Below are 20,642 nucleotides of genomic sequence, written 5' to 3'. Positions count from 1 at the left end.
CTCACGGGCCTAGCCCCGGCGCATGCGGGCAAGATGGTCGGCGAGGAAATCCTTGACGTGGCCGAGCACTTTCATGCGCTCGTGCGAAACGCCGGCCAGCAGGTCGAAGCGCACCGACACGCCCGCCGCCTCGAAGGATTGCTGCAGCGCGCGCAGGCGCTCCGGGCGGGTGCGGCCGGCATCGTTGGCGCCGGGCATCCAGTAGGCGCCGCCTTCCTTGTGGGTGATTTCCCAGGTTTCCAGATCGGCGTCGCCCACCACCATCTGCACGGGCACGCGGCGCAGCGCCTCGGCGTCGAACGCGATGCCGAATTTCTGTTGCAAGTCGCGCACGCCCACCCACCAGTCCCGGTCCGGGTCCAGCAGCGTCACCGAACCCGGCGCGCCGATGGAGGCGGCCCAGAGCCGGCGCGGGTGCAGTATGGCGAAGCGGTGCACGAAATGGCCGCCGCCGGAGAAGCCGAACATGGCGAAGCGGCTCCAGTCCTGCCGGTATTTTCCGGCGACTTCCTCGACCATGGACAGCAGCACCTGGTCGTAGCGGATGTCGCCTTCGGCCATGTATTTGTAGCCGCTGCGCGCCCCGTCGCCGCGCACGCCCACGGGGAAGATCGGGCACAGTATGGCGCAATTGTTCCAGCGCCCGAACTCGGCGAAGCCGTCGCGGAACTCCAGGAACGAGGTGCGGCTGGTGCCGTGCACGGCCACCAGCAGCTCCACCTTCCCGCCTTTGCCAACGGCGGGCGGAACATAGAGGCAGTAGTGAAAGCGCGGATCGGCCTTGCAGGCGAACATGGCGGTGTTGCCAAGATCGTAGATGGCGCGGGCACGATCGGCGGACTCGGCGGCAAGCTCCGGCGCTGCGGTGCTGGACATGGTCAGGGATTCCCGTCGGCAGATGGCCAGGTCAGGCGGTCTGGCCGACGCCCATGGCGAGCGTGTACTGGTCGGCCCGCGTGGCATAGGTGATGTTCTTGCGCGCCGCCCAGATCGAGACTTCGTGATGCAGCGGCGCGATGCCCACGTCGCGGAACAGCAGCTCGCTCGCTTCGGCGAGCATCCGGCCGCGCTCCTTGTCGTCCATGGTCCGCAGCGCCTGCTTCACCAGTGCATCCAGTTTCGGGTTGCTGTAGCGCCCGCTATTGGCCACGCCCAGGCCGGACTCGCGGTCATAGGTGGCGGCAATCGCCCCCAGCGGGTTGGAGGTCTCGCCGGTGTTCACGCCCCAGGCGTTCAGGAACATGCTGAATTCCGCCTTGTCGCTGCGGCCGGCATAGGCCGTCCACGGCATCACCTCGGCGCGGGTCTGGATGCCGATGCGGGTCAGCATCTGCGCCACCGCCTGCACGATCTTGCCATCGTTGATGTAGCGGTCGTTGGGGCCGTGCAGGGTGATGCGGAAGCCGTTCGGATAGCCGGCCTCGGCCAGCAGCGCCTTGGCGCGCACCGCGTCGTATGTCTCCGGCGCCAGCGCCGGCGAGGTGCCGAAGCCGCCCTTCGGCAGGAATTGCGAGGCGATGACGGCGTTGCCCTCCATCACCCGGTCCACGATGGCCTGCCGGTTGATCGCCATCGACAGGGCCTGGCGCACGCGCAGATCCTTCAGCGGGTTGGTGGGCAGCGGCTTGCCGTCATTGTCAGTGATGAAGGTGGCCTGGTCGCGCTCCTGGTCGAAAGCGAAATACACCAGGCGGCTGGAAATGCCGCTGATCAAATGCAGGTTGCCGCTGGCCTTGATGCGCTCCTCGTTCTCGGCCGGCACTGCCTCGATCATGTCGAGGTCGCCGGCCAGCAGGCCGGCCAGCCGGGCGCCGGTGGCGGGCACGATGCTCAGCACCACCCGGCTCCACGGCAGGCGCGGCCCCCAGTAATTCGGGTTGCGGTCCAGCGTCACGCGGCTGCCGGATGCGAACTCGGCCAGCACGAACGGGCCGGTGCCGATGGCGGCGCGGCCGGAATTGTAGTCGGCCGTGGTCGCGTCCTTGAACTTCGCGCTGATGATGCGGATACGGCTCAGCGAGTTCAGCAGCAGCGGGTCGGGCGCGCGCGTCTCGATCAGCAGCGTGTGCGGCCCCTTCGCCTGCATGGACTTGATGCTGCGCGTATAGGTGCGGAACGAGCTGGTGCTGGGCAGGTTCGTCGCCCGGTCGAAAGAGACGATCGCGTCCTCGGCGGTGAACGGGGTGCCGTCGCTGAAGCGCACATCGGGCCGAAGGGAAAATTCCCAGTGCGTGTCGTCGACAACCCGCCAGGACTGGGCGAGACCGGGCTGCGAGCGCGAGGCCTCGTCGTTCACGATGAGCGAGTCGAAGATATGCGTGGCCACCGCGTTGTTCGGCGCGTTGCTTTGCAGATGCGGGTCCATCGTGGTGTTCGGCGCGGCCATGCCGATGCGCAGCGTGGACGCCGCATCCTGGCCCCAGGCGGCGTGCGGGCGAAGCGCAAGCGGCGAGGCCAGGCCGATGCCGCCGATACCGGCCAGTCTGAGAAGCAAGCGACGATCCAGATCCATTTCTCTGTTCCCAAGCGTTCTGCGGCCGGAGCAATCCGGAGGTTTCCGGGGCCGTACTGTTTTTGCGGCAACTTGCCATAAATACGTTATAGCCAAAATTGGTACCAATCCACAATCCGCGAAACCGCGAACCGACGCATGAAGCTGGATCCCGCCGCCGCCCCATCCGGGAACGATCCCGCCCGAGACCATTCTCGCGACCCCGGGCGCGGGTACGCCGTCGCCGAGCTGATTGCCCAGGACATCCAGGCCGGAAGGCCGGCACCGGGCGCCTGGCTGAAGCGGGTTGGCCGTTACTCGCGCGGGCGCTGGACGGTTTTCCTTGCAGCCTCCCGCAAACCGGCTGAACATCGCGCCACTTGCAGAATCCCGGCAGGTACACCGAGGAGGAGAGCAATGCTCCGTCGCCGCAGCTTCGCCGCGGGCGCCGCGGCAACCATCCTGACCAGCGCTGGGATTCACCGCGCCCCGGCGCAGCCAGTCCGCAAGGTGCTGCGCGTGGTGCCCCAGGCGGAGCCGCAATCCTTCGATCCCGTGTTCGCCCAGGTCAATAATACCTCGATGCACGGCGCCATGATCTATGACCAGTTGTTCGGCTGGGACGACAAGATGAACGTCCGCCCGCAGATGGTCGATACCTGGTCAACCTCCGACGACAAGCTGCTCTACACCTTCACCCTGCGCCGCGGCCTGATGTTTCACGACGGTACGCCGGTGACCACGCGCGACGTTATCGCCTCATTGAAGCGCATGTTCGTGCGCGACACCCAGAACCAGATCTTCGCGAACCTGATCGATGGCTACGAGCGGATCGACGACGGCACATTCACCCTCCGCCTGAAGCAGCCGTTCGCCTTCACGGAATTCCTGCTCGGCGGCAGCAACGGCGTCGTCGGCGCGATCATGCGGGAGAAGGACGCGCTCACCGATCCATTCATTCCGGTGCGCGACCGCATCGGCTCCGGCCCTTTCCGCTTCGTCGAGGCTGAGTACCGACCGGGGGCGAAACTGGTCTATGAGAAATTCGACGGGTATGTCCCGCGCTCCGAGCCTGCCAGCGGCTTTGCTGGCGGCAAGGTGGCAAAGGTTGACCGCGTGGAGTGGATCATCATCCCCGACCCGTCGGTCGCATTCACGGCGCTGCGCAGGGGTGAAGTCGACATGCTCGATGCCCCGCCGCTCGATCTTCTGACGACCGTGGAGCACGACCCCAACATCGTTATCGGCGAGGTCTGGCCACTGGAATCCTACGCGGTGCTGCGCTTCAACTCGCTGTGGCCGCCATTCAGCAACGTCAGGGCGCGGCAGGCCGTCGCGCACGCCATGAACCAGGTCGACTACATGTCGGCGGCGTATGGCGATGCGAAGAACTGGCGCGAATGCTATGCGTTCTGGGTCTGCGGCAGCCCCAACGGAACCGAGGTCGGTTCCGAGGCATTCCGCAAACCCGACCTCAACCTCGCGCGCAGGCTGGTCCGCGAATCCGGCTATGCCGGCACACCCGTCGTGCTGATCGGCGGGTCGGATATTCCGGCCTATCAGCGGCTCAGCCTGGTCACGGTCGATCTACTGCAGAAGATCGGCTTCAAGGTGGACCTGCAGCTTTCCGATTGGGGCAGCGTCGCCACGCGCCGGCAGAAGAAGGACGCACCGGCGCAGGGTGGATGGAACCTGTTCCACACCAGCGCCAACGGCGCCCAACTCTCCAGCCCACTGACCAGCCCGTCGACGATCACCACGTGTGACGGCAAGAATTTCTACGGGTGGCCGTGCGACCAGCCCGAGGAGGACATGCGCCTGCGCTACATTCGTGAGCCGGATCCCGCCACTCGCATGGCATTGCTGCAGGACATGCATCGCCGCCTATGGGAGGTCGTGCCGTACGTCCCGCTGGGCCAGTTCATCCAGCCGTTCCTGTGGCGCAGCAACATCTCCGGCGTGCTGAAATCAAACGTGCTGGCGTTCTGGAACATCAGCAAGGCGTAGCCGGTGCGCCGCGGTACGACATCGGCTTTGCATGGCTCATCCTGTCGATCGGGCGCACACGATGTTCCTGCAAACCCGGGGTCTGAGCGTGCGGTATGGTGCCGAGATCGGCATCGCGGATCTTGCAGATCGCCGGATCAGCAAGATGAGCGGCGGGCAAAGGCAACTCGTGATGATCGCGCAGGTCCTGGCCGCGCATCCCGTGGTGCGAACATAGGATCTAGCCTCGCCGGCGTGTCGCGTTGTCTGCTCTGCCGCTCAGCACGCGATCGATATGGGCGAGGAAGCTGGCCGCCAGGCGCGGCAGCGGTCGATCGGCGGCCTGCAGCGCTTCCAGCGTGATCGAGATTTTCGGCCGCAGCGGCCGGCTGACGACGTTCGGGAACAGCTCCTGGTAGCCGGAATGAGGATCGACGATGGCGATCCCGGCGCCCTGACTGACCAGCGACCAAGCGTTGATAATCAGCCCAACCTCGATCGGGCAGCAGACGGCGACGCGTGCCTCGGCCAGCAGGCCGTTGATGATCGGCGCCAGGCCCTGGCGGGAGGTGTAGCCGATCACCGGATACCCCCGCAGGTCGCCGACGCTGATTTCGGCGCGCTCGCACAACACATGCCCGCGCGGCAGGATACAAGCGAGGTCGCCTTGCGCGATCTCGCGGATCGTGATGCGCGGCGAGGCGGGCGACAGAAAGCCGAAACCGAGATCAGCGGCCCCGCTGCTTACCTGGTCCACCATCTCCTGGCGGGTGCGCATGTGGAAGCGGATCTGCACCTGACGTCCACGGGCTGTGAAGGCACCGATCACTGTCGGCAGCAGAGTCAATGCCAGCGCCGGAATCGCCACCAGGTCGAGCGTGCCGACTCGCGAGTCGCGCATGTCCTCAACCACTCGGTTGACCACGTCCACGCGGTCGAACACGTGGACGATCTCGGCGTAGAGCGTGCGCGCCTCCGCGGTCGGCGCCAGCCGGCCCTTGACGCGGTCGAACAGCCGAAAACCGAGTTGATCTTCGGTGTGGCGCAGCAGCGCCGTCACGGCCGGCTGCGAGACGTGGAGGACCCGCGACGCTGCCGTCACGGAGCCCGTCTCGATCACCGCGCGAAACACTTCCATCTGCCGCAAATTCACGCGCACCTCCCGACAAGCGGGCCATAAGAGCATCTTATGTCTCCGCACCAAATAGCGATTAGCGCGAACCGCAGGGGGACTCTTCACTGGTCGTGTTTCACCGGTCATATCACTGGTCGCGTTTCCCCGGTCACAGAAAGGTTTCCGATGTACCGCCCGAACGCCGCAAAGCGCCGCCTGCAGGCAGGCGAGAAAATCCTCGGCTGCTGGTCAGCCCTCGGCAGCCCCGCAGTGGTCGAACTGCTCGGCTTCGCCGGTTTCGACTACATCCTGCTCGACCAGGAGCACGGGATCGGCGAGCCGTCGAACCTGTTGGCGCAGTTACAGGCGATGTCGGCCACCGCCTGCACCTCGATCGTGCGGGTGCCGTGGAACGACCATGTCTACCTGAAGCGGGTGCTGGACGCCGGCGTCGAGGGTGTGATGGTGCCCAGCATCGAAACCGCCGAGGAGGCCCGAGCGGCGGTCGCCGCTTGCCGCTATCCGCCGGTCGGCCATCGCGGCGCCGGCGCCAGCAGCGCACGGGCATCGAACTACGGCATGGCGCCAGACTACGTCGCCACCTGCGCCGACAACCTGCTGATCGCGTTGCAGATCGAATCTGCCAAGGGGGTTGAGAACATCGACTCGATCCTCGCCGTCGAGGGTATAGATGTCATGTTCATCGGGCCGCACGACCTGTCGGGCACGATCGGGCAGCTCGGCAACCTCAAGCACCCCGATGTCGCGGCCCTTATCGCGCGCGCCGAGGAACGCATCCTGGCGCGCGGGCTGCCGATGGGCACCGTGCCGCATCCCGGCTGCTCGGCGCTCGACATGTTCGCCCGCGGCTACAGCTTCGTGAACGCGGGCAGCGATGTCAGCCGGCTGCGCGACAGCTCGCTCAGCGATGTCCGCGCCTTCCGCCAGTCGTTCCGGGCGAAGGACGTCGCCGCGTGAGGAAATTCCTTCTCAAGGACATGACCTTCCGGGAGTTCGAGGCGCGGATCCCGGACAAGCCCGTGATTCTGCTACCGCTCGGCTCGCAGGAGGAGCATGGGCCGACCGCGCCGATGGGCGACTTCATGCTCACCGACGCATTGGCCGGGCGGATCGCCGAGCGTGCCGACGCCATCGCCGCGGCGACCCTGCCGTTCGGCTACGCCGATTACTTCCGTCCGATCGCCGGCGGCATCCAGCTGCGCGCGCCCACGTTCTGCGCCGTGCTGCGCGACTTCGCCGATAACTTTCTCGACCATGGCCTGGACCGGCTCGTGATCCTCAACGGCCATAGCGGCAATGCGCCGCTGATCGACCAGGTGACGCGCGGCATCCGTCGCGACACCGGTGTCGTGGTACCCTCGATCAACCTGTGGCGCCTGCACACGCCGCAGGTCTGGACCGAGGCCTACGGCGTGCCCTCGGGAAAGGGTTTCGGCCACGGCGCGGAACCGGTGGGCTCGGTCTACGCGCATTTGTTTCCCGACGCGATCCGACCCGACCTCGGGGAGGCACCGGCCAACGGCAAGCCGTTCATGGGCTTCGAGACGGCGGGCTTTGCCGGGGTGCGGTTCCACGGGATCGAAATCGCCATGCCGCTCGACGTCACCGACCTCACCGACAATGGCATCGTCTCGGGCGACCCCACGATGTGCTCGCCCGAGGCCGGGCGACGCATCGCCGAGCATATCGTGGCCACCAGTGCCGATTTCGTCATAGCCTTCCGCGATGCGTGCGCGATGAGAGCCCGGGAGCAGAGCTGATGTTCGATATCCAACCCCTTCCCGCCCCGGTGGCGCCCGACCTGCTGGCGCTGCTATGCCAAGCCGAACCAGCGACGATCGGCCATGTCCGCCATACCGGCTTCATGGACCCCGGCATGCGCGGCCTGCTGTCCGGCCACCGTATCGCCGGGACCGCGGTGACGATCCGCTGCTTTGGCCCGGATACGACGATCGTGCATTACGCCCTGGGCAAGCTGCGCGCCGGCGACGTGCTGGTGATCGACCGCGCCGGCGACCATCGCCACGCCGCTTGCGGAGGCGGCGTCGCCTACGCCGCGCGGGAAGCCGGCTGCCTCGGCATCATCATCGACGGCATGGCCACCGATATCGACGAGCTGCGCGACTACGGCGTGCCCGTCTGGGCGCGTGGACTGTCGCCGGTGACCGGGAAGCGGCTGTTCCTGCACGGCGAATTCTGCACCCCGGTGTCCTGTGGCGGCGTTACGGTCACACCTGGCGACGCGATCCTGGCCGACGAGAATGGCGTACTGGTGCTGAAGGCGCACGAGATCACCGCCGCGGCCAACCGCGCCATCGAGATGCAGCAGGCCGAGAAGAAGACCCTGGCGCGCATCAAGGCAGGGGAGAGGATGCCCGACATCAACGGCACCAACGCGCGCATCGCCGAAATCGTCGCGACCCAGAAATAGGAGCCGCATGATGCTGAACAGACGAGCACTGACCAGGCGGGGATTGCTTGGCGGAGCCGGCGTCGCGGTCGGAGCGGGCGCGCTGGCGGGCGGCGCCCGGGCGGAGCTGAAGGGCGACACGCTGGTGATCGGCCAGGCCGGCGACATCGTCTCGCTGGATCCTGCCTACCGGGTGGATACGCTGACCGGCAATGTCCAGAAGCATCTCTACGACACGGTGCTGACCCGGCGCCCCGATATGGGCGTGGGCCCGGGAGCCGCTGAGGCGGTCGAGCGCATCGGGCCGACCGCGTGGCGGCTGCGGCTACGGCCAGACCGCCGCTTCGCCAACGGCGAGCCGGTCGATGCGCAATGCGTGCAATACACCCTGGCCCGGCTGAACGCGCCGGAAACCCGTTCGCCGATCCGCAGCTTCTTCGAGCCGCTGAACAAGGTGACGGTGGAAAGCCCGACCTCGGCGCTGATCGAGACGGAGACGCCCGACGCACTGTTCCTGGCGCGAATGACCAATCTGCAGCTTGTGCCGCCGCGCGCCACTGAGAAGCTCGGCCTGAAATTCGGCGAGGCACCGATCGGCTCCGGCCCGTACACGCTCGATCACTGGCGCCGCAACGACGAAGTCGTGCTGAACGCCAACCCGACCTATGGTGGACCAGCGCCCCGCTTCGCCCGGCTGGTGATCCGGCCGGTCCCGGAAGAGATTGCGCGGATTTCGGCGGTCAAGACCGGGCAAGCCCAGCTGGTGACGAACATCTCGCCCAACCAGGCCGACGCCCTGCAGCGCGCCGGCGCGGTGCAGGTTCTGCGCACCGCCAGCAACCGGGTGATGGTGGTGCAGTTCAACAAGATGGCGGCCCCCGCCGACGACCCGCGTTTCCGCCGCGCGGTCGGGCTCGCCATAAACCGCGACGAAATCATCCGCGGCCTGCTGAAAGGGTTTGCCAGCCCGGTCCGCGGCATCTTCGGCGCGGCCATCCAGGGCGTGCCGCAGGATGTGCGCGGTGACTTCGATTACGACCCCGATCAGGCCAGGCGGATCATTCAGGAGCTGGGGTTGGCCGGCCGCGAGATCGAGCTGGCGGGTGCCGCGGGCCGCTATCCGCTCGACCGCGAATGCGCTCTGGCGATCGGCGCGCAATTGCGCCGCATCGGGCTGCAAGTGAAGGTCCGCACCAGCGATTACGGTAGCTTCGCGGAGGACATCAAGACCAACCGCGTCGCCCCGGTGTTCATCCAGCCGCACGGCAATGTCTGGCTGGATCCGCTGCCGCAAATCATCGCCTTCTTCGACAGTCGCGGTCATTGGTCTGGCTGGCGCGACCCGGCGCTGGACGCGATGATCGCACGTGCCGGCAACGCCGAGGGCGATGCGCGGCTAGCCCGCGTGGGCGATTTGATTCGCAAGCTCCACGACGACGCGATCGCCGTGCCGCTGTATGCCGACGAGGTGATCTACGCCGCGGTGCCGGAGCTGAAATGGAGTCCGCGCGCGGACGACCTGATCGTCGCCAGCGAGGTCTCATGACCGACGCCGAGACCCGTGTCCTTGCCCATATAGATGGGCGTCGCGCGGCCTCAGTAGAGGAGATCCGCCTGGCGATCCGCCAGCCCAGCGTATCGCGCACCGGCGAGGGGGTGGCCGCGATGGCGGCGTCGGTGCGCGACGCGCTCACGGCCCTCGGCGCCGATGCCAGGCTGGTGCCAGGCGACCGGTTCCCCATCGTCGAGGGCACGCTGGTGGTGGACCCGGCTCTACCGACGCTGCTGTTCTACGACCTCTACGACGTGCAGCCCGCCGCCGGCCAGCAGGGATGGAGCGTGCCGCCATTTGCCGCCGACATGGTCACCGATGCGCAGGGGCGGGAGCGGCTGGTCGGGAGGGGCGCGTTCAACTCCAAAGGCCCCCTGATCGGCACGCTGGCAACCCTGCGTGCCTTTACCGAAGCGGGGGTCGCATTGCCGTGCAATTTCCGCTTCCTGATCGAGGGCGAGGAGGAAGTCGGCAGCCCTGGCCTGCCCGCCTACATCTCCGCGAATCGCGCGGCGCTGGCCGCCTGCGATGCCGCGTTCATCCCCTATTTCGGCACCAACGGCCGCGGCGAGACGATCATCCGGCTTGGCTTCAAGGGCTTAGTGCTGGTCGAATTCCGGGTCGCCGGCGGCGATTGGGGCGGCCCTGCGCGCGGCGACATCCATGCCGCCAACGGCGCGCTGGTGGACAGCCCGTCCTGGCATCTGGTGCGGGCGTTGGCGAGCCTCGTCGACGCGCAGGACCGGCTGGTCGTCGACGGGCTTTCGGATATCGTGCCGCCGCCGGCTTCTGCCGACCTCGCGTTGATCGAGACCGCCGCCCAACGGTTCGACGCCGTCGCCCACCGCGCCGATCTGGGCGTGACCCGACTGAAGGATCTCGGCAGCGCCCGAGCGTTGCTGTCCGAGCTGATGCTGACGTGCACGCTCAACATCGACGCGCTGCAGGCCGGCCGCATAGAGGAGGGCGAGGGTGCGGCGACGCTGATCCCGCGGACGGCGCGGGCGCTGACCGATCTGCGGGTGGTCCCCGGGGTGGCGCCAGAGGCCGTGTTGGGACTGATCCGCGCGCATCTCGACCGTCGCGGGTTCCAGCACGTCGAGGTCCTGCTGCGCTCCGCCTATCCGGCATCCCGCGCCACACTGGACGAGCCGGTGGTGGCGGCGCTGATCGATGCCTGCAGCGTCCATGCGCCCGATGTCCGGGTGTTGCCGATCCATGCCGGCGCCGCCCCGATGCACTGGTTCAGCGACGTCATCGGCATTCCCTACGCGTTCGGCGGCGTCGGCCATGGCGCCGGATCGCACGGGCCGGACGAGTACATCCTGGTCGATGACGTCGTACCGTTCATGAAGTCGATGGCCAGCTTCTTCTATCGTTTCGCCCAGCGCCGGCAGGCTGCCAGCGGCAAGACGGGCCCGCGATGCTGACGTATCTTATCCGCCGCACCCTGCTGGTCTCCGTCACCATCTGGGGGGTGATGACCATCCTGTTCGGCCTGCAGCACCTCTCGGGCGACCCGACCCTGCTGCTGCTGTCGTCGGACGCGACCGAGGATGCGCGCCGTACACTGGCGAACCAGCTCGGCCTCGACCAGCCGCTCGCCGCGCAATACGCGGCGTTCCTGTGGAACACGCTGACCGGCGATCTCGGCCTGTCCTGGAAATACCACCAGCCGGCCCTACGGATCGTGCTCGAGGCGCTGCCGGCGACCGCCCTGCTCACCAGCGCAGCAATAGCCCTCGGGCTGGCAGTCGCGGTGCCGCTCGGCATCCTCGCCGCGGTCTATCGCAACAGCTGGATCGACACGCTGGCCAGCTTCATTGCCGTGCTCGGGCAATCCATGCCGGTCTACTGGTCTGGCCTGCTGCTGATCCTCCTGTTCAGCACGACGCTGCGCTGGCTGCCGTCGATGGGCTCGGACGGCGCCGTGGCCCTGGTGCTACCGGCGGCGACGCTCGGCCTCAACATCATGGCGCGCATCGAGCGCATCACCCGCGCGTCGATGCTGGAGGTGCTCGGCCAGGACTTCGTCCGCACGCTGCGCTCCAAGGGCCTTTCCGAGCGCTCGGTGCTGTTCCGCCATGGCCTGCGCAATGCCTCGGTGCCGATCGTCTCGATGGTCGGCCTTCAGCTCAGCGCCCTGCTGGGCGGTGCGGTGCTGATTGAGACGGTGTTCGCATGGCCGGGGGTCGGCCGGCTGGCGGTCAACGCGGTGTATGCACGCGACTTTCCACTGGTGCATGCCGCGGCACTGGTGGTGACGCTGACCTTCTGCCTGGTGAACATGCTGGTGGACGTGCTGTGCGCCAGCCTGAACCCGCAGATCCGGCTCGACTGATGCGGTCCCTTCCGGCCAAACCGGCATTCGGTACCTGTATCATCCTCCTCGTCATCGCGTGCGCGCTACTGGCGCCGCTGATCGCGCCGTTCGATCCGAACGACCAGGACATCCTCAACAGCCTGGCGCCACCGTTCTCGACCGGCGATGGCGGCCGACACTGGCTCGGCACCGACCGGCTGGGCCAGGACATCCTCAGCCGGATGATCTTCGGCACAAGGGTGGCGCTGACCGTGGCGTTCGGCGCGGCCGCGGCGTCGGCGGCAATCGGCGTGCCGCTCGGCCTCGCCGCCGGCTTCCTCGGCCGTGCCGTGGAATCGGCGGTGCTGGTACTGGCCGACATGATCCTGTCGATCCCGTTCATCCTGCTGGCGCTGGTGATCATGAGCGTGCTCGGCGCCAGCCTTCTCAACCTCGTCATCTGTTTCGCGGCGGTGCGCTGGGCGCAGTTCGCACGGGTGTCGTACTCGCTGTCGCTCGAGTTGCGGGAGAAGGACTACGTCATGGCCTGCCGAGCCGGCGGCATATCGCTCGGCCGCACGCTGCTGGTGCATGTACTGCCGAACATGCTGGGCCCGATTACCGTCATCCTCACCCTCGAACTCGCCTACGCGATATTGATGGAGAGTGGGCTATCGTTCCTCGGCCTCGGCGCGCCGCCAGAGATCCCGTCCTGGGGCGGCATGCTGCAGGAGGGGCGCGACGAACTCGACACCGCCTGGTGGCTGACCACCTCGCCGGGGCTCGCCATAATGGCCACCGCGATCGCCTGCAACTTCATCGGAGACTGGATCCGCGACCGGCTCGATCCACGCACCCAGGGAGTGCTGCGATGAGCGGCGCCGAACCGGTTTTGGAAATGCGCGACGTCGGCGTGGAGCTGGCCCCGCTCGGCGGCGCGGCGCGGCGGATCACCAGCGACGTCGATCTGGCGCTGCATGCCGGGCGCACGTTGGCCCTGGTCGGCGAAAGTGGCTGCGGCAAGTCGGTGACAGCACTGGCGGCGATGAACTTGCTGGCGCCGCCGCTGCGCCTGGGCACGGGGCATATCCTGTTGCGCACGCCGGGCGCCGCGCCGCGCGACCTCACCCGCCTGTCGCCCGCGGAGCTGCGGGCGGCACGCGGCGGCCAGCTTGGCATGATCTTTCAGGACCCGATGACGGCGCTCGATCCGGCGTTCCAGGTCGGCGAGCAGATTGCCGAAAGCCTGCGCGCACATTTGGGCCTCAGCCGGCGGGCGGCACACGACCGTGCGGTTGAGCTGTTGCAATTGGTCGGGATCCACGAGCCGGAACGCCGCGTCCGCGCCTACCCGTTCCAGCTGTCGGGCGGCATGCGCCAGCGTGTGATGATCGCCATCGCCGTCGCCTGTTCGCCGGCGGTGCTGATCGCCGATGAGCCGACCACGGCGCTCGATGTCACGGTGCAGGCGCAGATCCTCGAGCTGCTGCGCGAGTTGGGCGCGCGGCTGGGGATGGCGACGCTGCTGATCACCCACGACCTCGGCGTGGTGGCGGAGAACGCCGACACGGTGGCAGTGATGTATCGCGGGCGGATCGTCGAGCGGGCATCGGCTGAGGCGCTGTTCACCGCCCCGGCCCATCCATACACGCGCGGCTTGCTGGCCTCGCTGCCGCCACTGGACGGGCCGCGCGAGCGGCTGCGGCCAATCCCCGGACAAGTTCCGCCGGCCGGTGTCGCCGACGCGGACTGCCCGTTTGTCGCGCGCTGCCCGGAGGCGATGCCGCGCTGCCTCGCCGCCCGCCCGGCGCTCACCGCGATCGCGCCGGAGCACGAGGCGGCCTGTTTCCTGCACGCGACGGTGGCGGCATGAACACGCAACTGCAAGTGACTGACCTGCGCGTGCACTACCCGATCCGAAAGGGCGTCTTCCGCCGCCAGGTGGGCGCGGTGCGCGCCGTCGATGGAGTCAGCTTCGGCATCGCTGAGGGCGAGACCTTCGGTCTGGTGGGCGAGAGCGGATGTGGCAAGAGTACCCTGGCCCGCGCCATCCTGCGGCTGCAGCAGCCGACCGGTGGGACGGTACAATTCCGTCACCGGGACGGCGGCGAGATCGATGTCACCTCGCTGCCGGCGCCGGCCATGCGGGCTCTGCGCCGCGACATTCAGATCGTTTTCCAGGACCCGTATTCATCGCTCAATCCGCGGCTGTCGATCGGCATGACGCTCGCCGAGCCGGTGCGCGCGATTGAAGGTGTCGGGTCGCGGGAGCGCCGCGCCCGCGTGGCCGAGGCGCTCGCCGCGGTCGGCCTGCCGATGGAAGCGGCGCGGCGGTTTCCGCATGAATTTTCTGGCGGCCAGCGACAGCGCATCGCCATCGCCCGCGCGCTGATCACCCGGCCCCGTTTCGTGGTGCTGGACGAGCCGGTTTCGGCGCTGGACGTCTCGATCCGCGCGCAGGTGCTGAACCTGCTGGTCGACATGCAGCGCGAACGGGCGCTGACTTATCTGTTCGTCTCGCACGACCTGTCGGTGGTGCGCTATCTCTGCAACCGGGTGGCGGTGATGTATCTTGGCCGCATCGTCGAACTGGGCGAGGTGGACCGGATGTTCGCGGCCCCGCGCCACCCGTATACGCGCAGCCTGCTGGCAGCGATTCCGCGCCCGCAGCCGCGGAAAATACGGCCGCCGCTCGGCGTTGTCGGCGAGCCGCCGGGCCCGCTTTCTGTCGCGGGCGGCTGCGCCTTCCGCTCGCGCTGCCCGCACGCGACCGGGCACTGCGCCGCCGAGCCGCCGGTGCTGCGAGATCTTGGAAACGGCGATCTGGTTGCCTGCCACCACGCCGAAACCCTGCCCGCAACGCCACGCTTCGTGGCCGCCTGAACCGGAGGAGAAGCCGATGCGCCCACCCGTTTCGATCGGACGCCGCAGACTGCTGACGGGGGCGGCGGCGATCGCCGTTGCGCCCCAGGCGCGCGCACAGGACCGCGCCGTGGTAATCGCGCAGACCAGCGACGTGGCGACGCTCGATCCCGCCTACGGCATGGACACCGCCACTGGCAACGTACTCAAGCACATCTACGAATCGGTGCTATCGCGGCGCGGCGACGGCAGTATCGGCCCCGGTGCCGCCGGCCCGGCAGTGAACCTCTCGCCCACCGAATGGCGCGTCGAGCTGCCCGCCGGCCGCCGCTTCGCCAATGGCGAGCCGGTCGATGCAGAGGCGGTGCGCGCAAGCTTCGCGCGCATTGTCGATCCCGCGGCCAAGGCCCCGACCCGGCCGCTGTTCACGAAGATCGTCGAGGCGATCGTGGAAAGCCCCGGCGCGATCCGCTTCCGCACCGATGGACCGGATGCGCTGTTCGAGGCGCGGATGACCAACCTGTTGGTGGTGCCGCCTAAATATGCCGCTACCGGCAAGCTGACAGAGGCGCCGGTCGGCTCCGGCCCCTACATGCTCGAGCAGTGGCGGCGCAACGATGCCGTGGTGCTGACCGCCCGCCCCGACAGCGGCCTTCCCGCGCCACACTACACGCGAGTCACCTTCCGGGCGATCCCCGAGGAGATCGCGCGCATCTCGGCGGTGAAGACCGGAGAGGCGCAGCTGGTCACCGCCCTTTCGCCCAACCAGGCCGACAGCATCGCGCGGGGCGGCGGCGTGCAGGTACTGCGCTCAGACAGCACGCGGGTGATGGTGGTGCATTTCAACACCGCAGTGCCACCAGCCGACGACCTGCGCTTTCGCCGCGCCGTCGCGATGGCGGTCAACCGCGACGAGATCATCCGCGGCCTGATGAAGGGCTATGCGACACCGGTCGCGACAATATTCGGCGCCGCAGTGCAGGGCGTGCAAAAAGGGGCCGACGGCGCCTTCGCGCACGACCCGGAGGCGGCGCGCAAGCTGATCCAGGAGCTGGGCCTGACCGGGCATGAGATCGAGATCGCCGGCGGCGCCGGACGCTATCCGCTCGATCGCGAAATTGCCCTCGCGGTTGGCGCCCAGCTGCGCCGCGTCGGGCTTGCGGTGAAAGTGCGGGCGACCGAATATGGCACCTTCCTGGGCGATGTGAAGCAGCGCAGAGTGGCGCCGGTATTCATCCAGCCGCACGGCAATGTCTGGTTCGATCCGCTCCCGCAGCTGGTCGCGTTCTTCGACAGCAACGGCTTCATCTCGGCCTGGCGCGAACCGGCGCTAGACCGGCTGCTGACCGAAACAGACGGCGCGCTTGGGGCGGCTCGCGAGCAGCTGGTCGGCAAGATCGTCACCCACCTCAAGGACGAGGCCGCCGCCGTGCCGCTGTTCGCCTATCAGTTCATCTACGCGGCGGCGCCGGGGCTGCAATGGCGGCCGCGGCCCGATGACGTAATCCTGGCGCAGGAGATGACCTGACATGAAACGCAGGACTCTCCTTACTGCTATGGCCGGCGGCGCGGTGGCGCTGGCCGCACCGCGCCTTTCCGCAGCCGAAAAGGACCGGGTGCTGACCTTCGTTCCGCAGGCGGACCTTGCGATCCTCGACCCGGTGTGGACCAGCGCCACCATCACTCGCCAACATGGCAGCCTAGTCTACGACACGCTGTATGGCCAGGACGAGCAATACCGCACGCAGCCGCAGATGGTTGCCGGGCACAGCATCGAACGGGACGGCAGGCTGTGGCGGCTAACGCTGCGCGACGGGCTTCGATTCCACGACGGCGAGCCGGTGCGGGCGCAGGATGTCGTGCCGAGCTTGGAGCGCTGGGGCCGCAGGGACGCGTTCGGCTCGGCACTGCTAGCGGCGACTGACGAGCTGCGCGCCGAGTCCGACCGGGTGGTGGCGATCCAGCTGAAGAAGCCGTTCCCGCTGCTGGCGGACGCGCTGGGCAAGAGCGGTGTCAACATGCCCTGCATCATGCCAGAGCGTCTGGCCCGTACCGATGCGATGACCAAAGTGACCGACCCGACCGGCAGTGGGCCATACCGGTTCGTGCCCGGCGAGTGGGTTCCCGGATCGCAGGCAGTCTATCGCCGGTTCGATGGCTATGTGCCGCGCGCCGACGGCGTGCCCAGCCTGACCGCGGGGCCGAAGATCGCCCGCTTCGAGCGCATCGTCTGGAAGATCATCCCGGACGCCGCCACAGCCGCGGCGGCGCTCCAATCAGGCGAGGTGGACTGGTGGGAGCGGCCGACCGCCGACACCCTGCCGCTGCTGCGTCGCGGCCGCGGCGTGCGGGTGCAGGTGCTCGACCCTGCCGGAGCACTTCAGTTCCTGCGCTTCAACTGGCTGCACCCGCCGTTTGACAATCCGGCAATCCGCCGCGCGATCCTCGGCGCGGTGAATCAGACCGACTACATGATGGCCGCCGGCGGCAACGATCCGGCCATGTGGAACGACCATTGCGGCGCGTTCTGTCCCGGCACGCCGCTGGCGAGCGAGGTCGGCATGGAGGCACTGACCGGCCCGCGCGACATTGAACGGGTCAAGCGCGACCTTGCTGCCGCGGGCTATCGCGGCGAGCGCGTGGTGTTCATGGGCGTCTCCGACGTGCCGGAGATCCAGGCAATCACCGAAGTCGCCGCCGACATGTTCCGCCGGATCGGCCTCAACCTCGATTACCAGGTAGCGGATTGGGGGACCGTGGTACAGCGCCGCACCAGCAAGGCACCGCCGGACAAGGGCGGGTGGAACGTCCATCATTCCGGCTTCGGAGGGCTCGACATGGCGAGTCCTGCCTCCAACCTGGCGATGCGCGGCAACGGCCGCGATGCCTGGTTCGGCTGGCCCGACGACCCGAAGCTCGAGGAGCTGCGGAGCGCCTGGTTCGATGCACCGGATTTCGCGGCGCAGAAATCGATCTGCGACGCGATCCAGCGCCAGGTGTTCCAGAACGTGCCTTATATCCCGCTCGGTCTGATCAAGCGCGCGACGGCCTATCGCGACGACCTGGTCGACATGGTCAAAGGCGGCATCGTGTTCACCAACGTGCGGCGCGGATGACCCGCGTCGCCGTCGCCGGCTTCTTCCACGAGACCAACTGCTTCTCGCCCATTCCCGGCGATCTCGACGCGTTCCTCCGCCCGGCGACGCTGCCCGGGCTGACATTGGGGGACGACATCGTGACGCGGCTCGATGGAATGAACGTACCGGTGACAGGCGCGATGCGGGTGCTGGCCGAGGCCGGACACACAGTGATGCCGATTGCCTGGGCGAGTGCGGTGCCCTGCGGGCGGGTGACAAAGGACGCCTTCGAGACGATCGCCGGAATGATCGTCGACGGGGTCAACGTCGCTGGCATAGCGGGCGGCTTCCGACCCGACGGCGTCTATCTCGATCTGCATGGGGCGATGGTCGCCGAGCATCTGGACGATCCGGAGCTGGAGCTGATCCGCCGGCTGCGCGCGCGGCTGGGGCCGGACGTGCCGGTAGTGGCGAGCTTCGACCTTCACGCAAATCTGTCGCCGGCGCGGGTGGCGGCGCTGGACGGGCTGGCAATGTTCCGCAGCTACCCGCATCTCGACATGGCGCGGACCGGTGCGCGCGCGGCTCGGCTGCTGCTGCGCTGCCTGGCTGGCGAGCGCTTTGCTGTCGGGTTTCGCCAGCTGCCGTTCCTGGTGCCCCTGCACGCCCAGGCAACCGGCGAGGGAGGGCCGGCAAGCGGGCTCTATGCGGCAGCCCGGGAGCTGGAGACGGCGCCCGGCATGGTCGGCGCAGAACTCGCGCTCGGATTTCCGCCGGCCGACGTGGCGCATTGCGGGCCGTCGATCGTGACGCTGGGGACGCTCGGGGCGGACACCGAGGCCGCCGCGGATGCGCTTGAACGGGTCGCTCTGGCCGCCGAGTCGCAGTTCTCGCGGCCACTGCCGGAGGCCACCAAAGCGGTGCGGCTGGCGCTCGCTGCGAGCGGCCGGCCTGTGGTGATCGCCGACACCCAGGACAATCCCGGCGCCGGCGGCACCGGCGATGGCGTCGGCCTGCTGCGCGCACTGCTTGACGCCCGGGCGCCCGATGCGGTGCTGGCGCTGCTGCACGACCCGCAGGCTGCGCGACAGGCGCATGCGCTCGGCACCGGCGCTACCGCGCGGTTCCTGCTGGGCGCCCATTCCGGTGCCGTGCCAGAGCGGCCGGTCGAGGCCGAATTCACGGTCGATGCATTGACCGATGGCCGCATTATCGCGCAAGGGCCGATGTATCGTGGCAACCGCTGGGAGATCGGGCTGACCGCGCTGCTGCGCCACAGCGGCGTGCGCGTGCTGGTCGCCGAGCGCCGCCTACAGGCGGCCGATACCGCGGTGCTTCGCCACGCCGGAATCGAGCCGGAGCAGCACGCCATCATCGTGCTCAAGAGCAGCGTGCATTTCCGCGCCGAATACGAGGCGATCGCCAGCAGCATCATCGTCGCCGCGGCACCCGGTCTGCACATGGCCGATCTGCGCGCCTACCCGTACCAAAAGCTACGGCCGGGCTTGCGCAGGATGCCGCAGGGCTCCCCCCCGTGAGCTTGACGATCCGACCAACTGATGGTCCTTTTGCTGTTCCAACGTGAGCCGCGCTCGAGCTTGGCCCGTCGCATCTGGCCGCTTCGAACTGTTTGGATCGTTCGCGCAGCGACGACACGCCCTGCTCGGTAACCAGGCGGTTCATCGACGAAGGGATGTGCGGCGCCGGCGGGGCCTTTTGCACTTCGCGAGTGGTCAGCAACTGTCGTTGTCCCCGGTCCTGCAGCATCGCCAACCTAACACTGCTTTGGCACTTTCGGCTTTGTCGGTGGCAGCCTGTTGCGGCAATGCGGGCATCGGGTAGGTGGGAGTGGCGGTTTGAACGGCCGTTCGATGACGGCGCGTCGGATTTCAGGCAGCGTCGGTTTCGGCGGCAGGGCACATGGGATCGGCTTTTTTCCCCGATCCGCCGCAACTTTGAGCCGCAGATGCTGGAGATAGGCGAACGCGGTGCAGCCCATCAACGCATGCCGATGCAATCCGGTCCACGATCGGCCTTCGAACGAGCCGAGACCAAGTTCCTGCTTGAGTTGCTGATGCACCTGCTCACACACCCGGCGTGCCTTGATCGTCACGGCCAGCGTGCGCAGCGAGGTGCGCGGCGGCTGGTTGCTGAGGTGGGATTTGCGCTCGCCGCTGCGGCGCCATTCGCCAATCAGCCACGCTTCCTCGCCCGGCAGGTGTTTGCCTTCACGCACGGTTGGGCCGTCGGCGACCCGTATGCGCACGGCCGCGAAGCGGGCGGCGAGCACGCCCTTGCTGCCCTGGCGCCAGGCGATGCGGCGCCACCGGCGATCGGCCGGGGCCAAGGCGGCATCCTGGCCAGGTTCACTCGGCACCGGTTGCTGGCGCGGCCGCCCGGGGGCCGGGTCGTCGGTCCAGGCCTTCGGCAGAAACAGGCGCAGGCCTACCGGCACGGGCACCTCGCGGCGCGCCAGGGTGAGCGACGCCAGCGACTGGCAGTTGGCCTGCTTGCCAAGTTCGCCGCAGTATTGCGGGGCAACGCCCACCGACAGCGTCCCCTTCGTCGGAACGCCGGTGTCGTCGATTACCGGCACAGCGTCTGCGCCGCCCACCAACCGGTCCGCCTGCTCGGCCAGCACGCGCCAGAGCGGCGCGTCGTCCCAGGCGGCGCCGCTGACAAAATGATGCAACTGGCCGTGGCCGCGCAGCCCGAGCCGGACAGCGATCGGCTGCACGCTCTTCGGCCCGTCGGGGCCGAGCAGATCGCTGCCGCGAGCTAAACTACCCGTCCACCAAACCGGCAACAGCTCACAAGGCCGATGCCG

General features: G+C 68.1%; 17 protein-coding genes and 1 pseudogene. 14 read left to right on the top strand and 4 right to left on the bottom strand.

The window, feature by feature from the left end; genetic code table 11:
• Positions 1-9: 9 nt before the first annotated feature.
• Together OL599_RS22340 and OL599_RS22335 are read right to left on the bottom strand one after the other, a co-directional pair.
• Positions 10-876: an alpha/beta hydrolase gene (locus OL599_RS22340; protein WP_264716242.1), complete on the bottom strand. Its 867-nt coding sequence runs from the start codon at positions 874-876 to the stop codon at positions 10-12.
• 31 nt (positions 877-907) lie between these two features.
• Positions 908-2,494 (bottom strand): ABC transporter substrate-binding protein, encoded by a 1,587-nt coding sequence (locus OL599_RS22335; protein ID WP_264716241.1) that lies wholly within the window; start codon positions 2,492-2,494, stop codon positions 908-910.
• A gap of 414 nt (positions 2,495-2,908) precedes the next feature.
• On the opposite strand from OL599_RS22335, the gene OL599_RS22330 reads away from it, so the two are divergent.
• The gene (locus OL599_RS22330) at positions 2,909-4,498 is read left to right on the top strand and encodes an ABC transporter substrate-binding protein (protein ID WP_264716240.1); all 1,590 of its coding nucleotides are present in this window, start codon (positions 2,909-2,911) and stop codon (positions 4,496-4,498) included.
• A 61-nt stretch (positions 4,499-4,559) separates the two neighbouring features.
• Positions 4,560-4,715, top strand: a complete 156-nt coding sequence (locus OL599_RS22325) for an ATP-binding cassette domain-containing protein (protein ID WP_264716239.1) — start codon at positions 4,560-4,562, stop codon at positions 4,713-4,715.
• Between the two features lie 3 nt (positions 4,716-4,718).
• Here OL599_RS22325 and OL599_RS22320 read toward each other — a convergent pair whose 3' ends face one another.
• Positions 4,719-5,615, bottom strand: a complete 897-nt coding sequence (locus tag OL599_RS22320; protein WP_264716247.1) for a LysR family transcriptional regulator — start codon at positions 5,613-5,615, stop codon at positions 4,719-4,721.
• 162 nt (positions 5,616-5,777) lie between these two features.
• On the opposite strand from OL599_RS22320, the gene OL599_RS22315 reads away from it, so the two are divergent.
• The 12 genes from OL599_RS22315 to OL599_RS22260 are packed head-to-tail and all read left to right on the top strand — an operon-like array spanning position 5,778 to position 19,353.
• Entirely contained in the window at positions 5,778-6,569 is a 792-nt protein-coding gene (locus OL599_RS22315) for an HpcH/HpaI aldolase family protein (RefSeq protein ID WP_264716238.1), read from the top strand.
• Positions 6,566-7,372 carry a creatininase family protein gene (locus tag OL599_RS22310; RefSeq protein ID WP_264716237.1) on the top strand — a complete coding sequence of 269 codons (807 nt, stop codon included), beginning with the start codon at positions 6,566-6,568 and terminating at the stop codon, positions 7,370-7,372. Before OL599_RS22315 ends, OL599_RS22310 begins: the two co-directional genes overlap by 4 nt.
• Positions 7,372-8,043, top strand: a complete 672-nt coding sequence (locus OL599_RS22305) for an RraA family protein (RefSeq protein WP_264716236.1) — start codon at positions 7,372-7,374, stop codon at positions 8,041-8,043. Before OL599_RS22310 ends, OL599_RS22305 begins: the two co-directional genes overlap by 1 nt.
• A gap of 10 nt (positions 8,044-8,053) precedes the next feature.
• Complete coding sequence (locus OL599_RS22300) at positions 8,054-9,568, top strand: ABC transporter substrate-binding protein (RefSeq protein ID WP_264716235.1); 1,515 nt, start codon at positions 8,054-8,056, stop codon at positions 9,566-9,568.
• A complete protein-coding gene (locus OL599_RS22295; RefSeq protein ID WP_264716234.1) occupies positions 9,565-11,004 on the top strand; it encodes a M20/M25/M40 family metallo-hydrolase in 1,440 nt (479 codons plus the stop codon). The genes OL599_RS22300 and OL599_RS22295 overlap by 4 nt, the downstream gene beginning before the upstream one ends.
• Positions 10,998-11,915 carry an ABC transporter permease gene (locus OL599_RS22290; RefSeq protein ID WP_264716233.1) on the top strand — a complete coding sequence of 306 codons (918 nt, stop codon included), beginning with the start codon at positions 10,998-11,000 and terminating at the stop codon, positions 11,913-11,915. Before OL599_RS22295 ends, OL599_RS22290 begins: the two co-directional genes overlap by 7 nt.
• A complete protein-coding gene (locus OL599_RS22285; RefSeq protein WP_264716232.1) occupies positions 11,915-12,751 on the top strand; it encodes an ABC transporter permease in 837 nt (278 codons plus the stop codon). Before OL599_RS22290 ends, OL599_RS22285 begins: the two co-directional genes overlap by 1 nt.
• Positions 12,748-13,749: an ABC transporter ATP-binding protein gene (locus OL599_RS22280; protein ID WP_264716231.1), complete on the top strand. Its 1,002-nt coding sequence runs from the start codon at positions 12,748-12,750 to the stop codon at positions 13,747-13,749. The genes OL599_RS22285 and OL599_RS22280 overlap by 4 nt, the downstream gene beginning before the upstream one ends.
• A 14-nt stretch (positions 13,750-13,763) precedes the next feature.
• Positions 13,764-14,759: an ABC transporter ATP-binding protein gene (locus tag OL599_RS22275; RefSeq protein WP_264716230.1), complete on the top strand. Its 996-nt coding sequence runs from the start codon at positions 13,764-13,766 to the stop codon at positions 14,757-14,759.
• Between the two features lie 16 nt (positions 14,760-14,775).
• Entirely contained in the window at positions 14,776-16,266 is a 1,491-nt protein-coding gene (locus OL599_RS22270; protein WP_264716229.1) for an ABC transporter substrate-binding protein, read from the top strand.
• A 1-nt stretch (position 16,267) separates the two neighbouring features.
• Positions 16,268-17,854 (top strand): ABC transporter substrate-binding protein, encoded by a 1,587-nt coding sequence (locus tag OL599_RS22265; protein WP_264716228.1) that lies wholly within the window; start codon positions 16,268-16,270, stop codon positions 17,852-17,854.
• The gene (locus OL599_RS22260; RefSeq protein ID WP_264716226.1) at positions 17,851-19,353 is read left to right on the top strand and encodes a M81 family metallopeptidase; all 1,503 of its coding nucleotides are present in this window, start codon (positions 17,851-17,853) and stop codon (positions 19,351-19,353) included. Before OL599_RS22265 ends, OL599_RS22260 begins: the two co-directional genes overlap by 4 nt.
• Positions 19,354-19,548: 195 nt before the next feature.
• On the opposite strand, the pseudogene OL599_RS22255 reads toward OL599_RS22260, so the two are convergent.
• Positions 19,549-20,585: pseudogene (locus tag OL599_RS22255) on the bottom strand (IS701 family transposase); the annotation flags it as partial.
• Between the last annotated feature and the right edge of the window lie 57 nt (positions 20,586-20,642).

Origin of the sequence: Limobrevibacterium gyesilva, from assembly GCF_025989185.1 — a bacterium.
Taxonomy (GTDB): domain Bacteria; phylum Pseudomonadota; class Alphaproteobacteria; order Acetobacterales; family Acetobacteraceae; genus Limobrevibacterium; species Limobrevibacterium gyesilva.
The sequence above is the reverse complement of the archived record's forward strand: the minus strand, read 5'-3'. Positions and strand labels throughout refer to the sequence as shown.

Coding starts and splice junctions, on each gene's coding strand:
- OL599_RS22340 (WP_264716242.1), bottom strand. CDS start 876: ATGTCCAGCACCGCAGCGCCGGAGCTTGCCGCCGAGTCCGCCGATCGT.
- OL599_RS22330 (WP_264716240.1), top strand. CDS start 2,909: ATGCTCCGTCGCCGCAGCTTCGCCGCGGGCGCCGCGGCAACCATCCTG.
- OL599_RS22325 (WP_264716239.1), top strand. CDS start 4,560: ATGTTCCTGCAAACCCGGGGTCTGAGCGTGCGGTATGGTGCCGAGATC.
- OL599_RS22320 (WP_264716247.1), bottom strand. CDS start 5,615: ATGGAAGTGTTTCGCGCGGTGATCGAGACGGGCTCCGTGACGGCAGCG.
- OL599_RS22315 (WP_264716238.1), top strand. CDS start 5,778: ATGTACCGCCCGAACGCCGCAAAGCGCCGCCTGCAGGCAGGCGAGAAA.
- OL599_RS22305 (WP_264716236.1), top strand. CDS start 7,372: ATGTTCGATATCCAACCCCTTCCCGCCCCGGTGGCGCCCGACCTGCTG.
- OL599_RS22300 (WP_264716235.1), top strand. CDS start 8,054: ATGCTGAACAGACGAGCACTGACCAGGCGGGGATTGCTTGGCGGAGCC.
- OL599_RS22295 (WP_264716234.1), top strand. CDS start 9,565: ATGACCGACGCCGAGACCCGTGTCCTTGCCCATATAGATGGGCGTCGC.
- OL599_RS22290 (WP_264716233.1), top strand. CDS start 10,998: ATGCTGACGTATCTTATCCGCCGCACCCTGCTGGTCTCCGTCACCATC.
- OL599_RS22285 (WP_264716232.1), top strand. CDS start 11,915: ATGCGGTCCCTTCCGGCCAAACCGGCATTCGGTACCTGTATCATCCTC.
- OL599_RS22280 (WP_264716231.1), top strand. CDS start 12,748: ATGAGCGGCGCCGAACCGGTTTTGGAAATGCGCGACGTCGGCGTGGAG.
- OL599_RS22270 (WP_264716229.1), top strand. CDS start 14,776: ATGCGCCCACCCGTTTCGATCGGACGCCGCAGACTGCTGACGGGGGCG.
- OL599_RS22265 (WP_264716228.1), top strand. CDS start 16,268: ATGAAACGCAGGACTCTCCTTACTGCTATGGCCGGCGGCGCGGTGGCG.
- OL599_RS22260 (WP_264716226.1), top strand. CDS start 17,851: ATGACCCGCGTCGCCGTCGCCGGCTTCTTCCACGAGACCAACTGCTTC.